Genomic DNA, 4,085 nt, shown 5'->3' on the forward strand with positions numbered 1-4,085 from the left:
GCGCCGCCTATTTGGAAGCTGCGATTCCCGGCCTAGCGAGCCTGAGTTCTGGCGCGGCGTCGGTGCGCGCCGATGATGGCCTTTGCCTGCTCCACGATCGCTATCTCGGAGCCCGCGCTTCCTGCGCCGACTTCGCTGCGCCACAAAGCGCGAATCAGGCGCCGCGCCGACATTCGCCTGAGAAGAACAATTGATTGAGGCACTTTTGTTTAATTGTTGCGCCGGCGCCCGCGCCCCTAAGCACGTTGACGGTTCGCGCTTTGTCTCAGGGGACAAATTGACTGTCAGCAAACCTGGCGGGCCTGGATTTTCCCCCGAGAGAGCCGAGCGTGTCCGCGCCGACGACATCGGAAGATGATGTGCTCGCGTTGTCTGACGCTACGGCAGCCGGTTGGCGTTATTGGCGAAAGTACGGCGTCGGCACCGTGCGCCGAATAACAGTCTGGTCTTGCGAAAACTCACCGAAAATCGCAAGTTGAGTTTGAACCGGTGGCTATGTGGGGGCTGCCGGTGGATTACTTCGCTATCGATCGCAATGACGGCCGAAGCCGCGGCAATCCGATGATAACTTGCTCTAGAGGGCATAGGCTGTGTCGCTGCTGACCAACAAGGGCAAGTACGGATTGAAGGCGATGGTCCATCTTGCCGGCAAGCCGCCCGGCCAACCGTCCCTGGTCGCCGACATCGCCGCCGCCAATAACATTCCCAAGAAGTTCCTCGACGCGATCCTTGGCGAATTGCGCTCTGCCCGTCTGGTCCATTCAAAGAAGGGGCGGGGCGGCGGCTACGTTTTGGCCAAGAGCCCTTCAGAAATCATGGTCGGCGACATCGTCCGCGCGCTCGACGGCCCGTTGGCGCCAATCGCCTGCGCCAGCCGCAATTTCTACCGCCGCTGCGAGGACTGCTCGAGCGAGAAGGCCTGCCGTGTCAGGTTGATGATGCTCGAAGTGCGCGCGGCGATCGCCGATGTGCTCGACCACCGTTCGCTCGCGGCGATGCGCGACCTCACCGAGGCAAAGGGCGAACTGACGTACGACATCTGAGCGCCGGCTTAGCCACGATCTGTTTAGACATGGCTTCAGGTGAATGGTCGAAATTGCGCGGCGAGCGGCATGCTCCTCGACTCGTGCGGCAATGGCTTCTCCGCCATCGGCGAAGATCGGCAACCCAAGCGCTCCTTGCGTCGGCTTCGCGGGCGACGCGCTTTTGGCGCGTCGATGAATGCAATGAACTCGATCTGTTGCGCCGGCTAGCCGGACATGGCGATAGTCGTGTCTCGCAACTATCAATCGCGCGCCGAGAAGCGCGATTCGATCCTCCGATGCGAGGGCGATTTCGTTGGCGCCTAACTCAACACCATCTGAGCTTCGCCGAGGTCGCCGAATCGTGCAGCTTCGCGGTCGTCGTCGCGACGACGCCCGCTGTTCTGAGCGAAGCATCCGCAAGTCGTGCGAAGGCCAAGAGCGTAGCGTCACCACCTTTTTCGAAGCGCTGCTCAGCAAGGTACTCGGCGAGCTGTTTCGCCACGACGCAATGAACGCGCTGATCGTTGTCGCCAGTGTGAGCCGCGGGAAAAGTCGTCCACAGAATTGAGACTACCGCGAGCCGCCGTGGGCGCGCACGGCGATGCGACGCACCGCGGCGAGCAGCGCCTCGACGTCCTCGAGCGTGTTGTAGAGCGCGAACGACGGCCGGACCGTCGCCTCGACGCCGAAGCGGCGCAGGATCGGCTGGGCGCAATGATGGCCCGCCCGCACCGCGATGCCTTCCGCGTCGAGCGCCTTCCCCACGTCTTCAGCCCGTTGGCCGTCGAGCAGAAACGACACGACGCCGGCGCGCTCGCGCGGCGCGCCGATCAGACGCACGCCGGGAACGTCGGCGAGCCCGGCGACCGTGCATTCGATGAGGTCGTGCTCGTGGCGCTCGATCGCCGTCAGGCCGATGCGCTCGATATAGTCGATCGCCGCGCCGAGGCCGACGGCGTCGGCGATGTTGCCGGTGCCGGCCTCGAACCGCTGCGGCGCCGCCTGGTAGAGGGTGCGTTCGAAGGTCACGTCGGCGATCATGTTGCCGCCGCCCTGCCACGGCGGCGTCGCGTCGAGGATCGCCTGCTTGCCGTAGACGACGCCGATCCCGGTTGGCGCGAACATCTTGTGGCCGGAAAGGACGAAGAAGTCGGCGTCGAGCGCCTGGACGTCGGTGCGGCGGTGCGACACCGATTGGGCGCCGTCGACCAAGACCAGCGCGCCGTGGCGATGGGCCATGGCGATCATTTCCGCCGCTGGCGTCACCGTGCCGAGCGCATTGGAGACCGAGGTCAGCGCGACGAGGCGGGTGCGCGGGCCAAGCAGCTTTTCGTATTCGTCGAGCTTGACGTCGCCGCGGTCGTCAACCGGCGCGACCCTGAGCTTGGCGCCGGTTACGGCGCAGAGTTGCTGCCAGGGGACGATATTGGCGTGGTGCTCGAGCCAGGTGACGACGATTTCGTCGCCCTCGCGCACATTGCGACGGCCCCAGCTTTGCGCAACGAGATTGATCCCCTCGGTCGCGCCGCGCACGAACACGATCTCTTTAGTCGATGACGCGTTGACGAAGCGGCGAACCTTGTCGCGCGCCGCCTCGTAGGCGTCGGTCGAGCGGGCAGCGAGCGTGTGCGCGCCGCGATGGACGTTGGAATTCTCGTGCGCGTAGTACAACGCCAGGCGATCGATCACCGCCTGCGGCTTCTGCGTCGTTGCGCCGTTGTCGAGCCAGATCAGCCGATGGCCATGGACCTTCTCTTGCAGGATCGGGAAATCGTTGCGGATCGAGGCGGCGTCGAAAACGCGCGGGCCGGCGCCGGCGTCGGCGAGCTGCGGCGCGATCGCCTGCGTCGCCGGGGCGAGCGCCGTCGGCGCGGCGGGCGCAGCGGCGCCGTCGGGAAAGTCGGCGGCGGGCGCGGCCGCCGGAGATTTCGCTTCGCTCCAGGCGCGCGGCGGCGCAGCGGATTCGGGCAGCGAAAGCGGATGATGGCCGGGGAGGCCGGCCCGCAGCGTCGCCAGCGCGCCGCGGAAGTCGATCTCGGCGGCGAACGGCGAGGCCGACGTTGCGTCGACAGGCGAGTCGATCGCAATCGTCGGGTCGACGCGCGGCCGCGTCACCAGCGTCTGCCCGACGGCGGGCGGCCCAACGTGCCCCGCCTGCGTCGTGGCGGGAGTCGCCGAGCCGGCGGACGCCCCGCCGAACGAGCGCGCCGGCGCCGAGGCCGGCAGCGAGCTCGCTGGCGGATCGATGACGCCAAACGGCGGCTGGACCGGAACGACCTGCCCAATCGCGCTCGCCGTCGGCGGCGACGGCGGCGACCACGGCGCAGGCGCCGAGGTCGGGATCGCCGGTTGGCCGATCGGCGCGCCGCCCGTCACGCCCTTGAAGATGGCGTTGGCGAGCCGCTCGATGATCGCCGCGTCAGGCAGGAACGAACCGCCCTTCGCCTGCGGATCGGCCGCGCCGGCCAGGCCGGCGGCGTCCGTCTCAGGCGTAGGCATGCGTGTATTCCGGATAGCGGCCAATCTCGACGTCGTCGAGCACCGCGACCGCGTCTTCGGTCAGCACGGCGAGCGAACAGTAAAGCGAGATCAGGTAGGAGGCGATCGCCTTGCGGTTGATGCCCATGAAGCGCACCGACAGACTCGGCGCGATCTCGCCGGGAACGCCGGGCTGGAACAGGCCGACCGCGCCCTGCTTCTTCTCTCCGGTGCGGATGAGTAGGATCGAGGTCTTCTCACTCCCTTTCGCACCGGCTTTGATCTGGACCTTGTCGGAGGGCACCAGCGGAATGCCGCGCCAGGTGATGAACTGCGCGCCGAACAGATTGACGGTCGGCGGCGGCACGCCGCGGCGCGTGCATTCGCGGCCGAAGGCGGCGATGGCGCGCGGATGGGCGAGGAAGAAGGTCGGCTCCTTCCAAACCTTGGTGAGAAGCTCGTCGAGATCGTCGGGTGTCGGCGGCCCCTTGCGCGTCCTGATCCGCTGCGACGGCGCGGCGCTCGCCAGCAGGCCGTATTCGGCATTGTTGATCAGCTCGCCTTCCTGGCGCTCTTTCACCC

General features: G+C 66.9%; 2 protein-coding genes and 1 pseudogene. 1 reads left to right on the forward strand and 2 read right to left on the reverse strand.

Annotated features, from left to right (window positions below; translation table 11 throughout):
• Positions 1–596: 596 nt before the first annotated feature.
• Positions 597–1,043 carry an RrF2 family transcriptional regulator gene (locus tag ABSF49_RS20755; RefSeq protein WP_424114537.1) on the forward strand — a complete coding sequence of 149 codons (447 nt, stop codon included), beginning with the start codon at positions 597–599 and terminating at the stop codon, positions 1,041–1,043.
• A 552-nt stretch (positions 1,044–1,595) separates the two neighbouring features.
• Here the strand turns inward: ABSF49_RS20755 and ABSF49_RS20760 are convergent.
• Together ABSF49_RS20760 and ABSF49_RS20765 are read right to left on the reverse strand one after the other, a co-directional pair.
• Complete coding sequence (locus ABSF49_RS20760; protein WP_424114536.1) at positions 1,596–3,524, reverse strand: family 2A encapsulin nanocompartment cargo protein cysteine desulfurase; 1,929 nt, start codon at positions 3,522–3,524, stop codon at positions 1,596–1,598.
• Positions 3,511–4,085 (reverse strand): annotated as a pseudogene (locus tag ABSF49_RS20765) (hypothetical protein); the annotation flags it as partial. The gene ABSF49_RS20760 and the pseudogene ABSF49_RS20765, both read right to left, overlap by 14 nt.

It is taken from the genome of Roseiarcus sp., from assembly GCF_049514155.1.
In the GTDB taxonomy this organism is placed as follows: Bacteria; Pseudomonadota; Alphaproteobacteria; order Rhizobiales; family Beijerinckiaceae; genus Roseiarcus.

What these genes read in the sequence shown, in the direction of transcription:
- ABSF49_RS20760 (WP_424114536.1), bottom strand. Translation starts at nt 3,524, where the DNA reads ATGCCTACGCCTGAGACGGACGCCGCCGGCCTGGCCGGCGCGGCCGAT.